The 803-nt window shown below is 50.6% G+C and carries 1 pseudogene; it reads left to right on the top strand.

Features of this window, described 5'->3' with window-relative positions:
- A pseudogene (locus FBT53_RS16200) lies at window positions 1-803 on the top strand (hypothetical protein); the annotation flags it as partial.

Here is an 803-nt window from a genome sequence, read left to right as displayed (position 1 = left end):
TGCCTTGGTAGACAATGGCGATGGCACCTATGTATTTACGGATGCATCGGGAGCAACGACTACGATAAGCGACACAAGTTTAAGCACGGTAACCGATAATGGTGACGGAACCTATACCTACACGGACGAAGCTGGTAACACCCAGACTATCGATACTAGGGCATCCAGCAACCCATACGATAATACCACCAGTGGTTTAGCGGCGACTGACGTACAAGCTGCGATAGATGAAATCAACGCCGCTGCGGGCACGGTTGCCTTGGTAGATAATGGCGATGGCACCTATGTATTTACGGATGCATCGGGAGCTACCACAACGATAAGCGACACAAGTTTAAGTACGGTAACCGATAATGGTGACGGCACGTACACCTACACGGACGAAGCTGGTAACACCCAGACTATCGATACTAGGGCATCCAGCAACCCATATGACAATACCACCAGTGGTTTGGCCGCGACTGACGTACAAGCTGCGATAGATGAAATCAACGCCGCTGCGGGCACGGTTGCATTAGTAGACAATGGCGATGGCACCTATGTGTTCACGGATGCATCGGGAGCAACGACTACGATAAGCGACACAAGTTTAAGCACGGTAGCCGATAATGGTGACGGAACCTATACGTATACGGACGAAGCTGGAAATACACAAACAATAGATACCAGAGCCTCTAGCAACCCATACGATAATACCACCAGTGGTTTGGCCGCGACTGACGTACAAGCTGCGATAGATGAAATCAACGCTGCCGCAGGCACGGTTGCCTTGGTAGACAATGGCGATGGCACCTATGTGTTCA

Origin of the sequence: Flavobacterium sp. ASW18X, from assembly GCF_005144745.1 — a bacterium.
Taxonomy (GTDB): Bacteria; Bacteroidota; Bacteroidia; order Flavobacteriales; family Flavobacteriaceae; genus Croceivirga.
The sequence above is the reverse complement of the archived record's forward strand: the minus strand, read 5'-3'. Positions and strand labels throughout refer to the sequence as shown.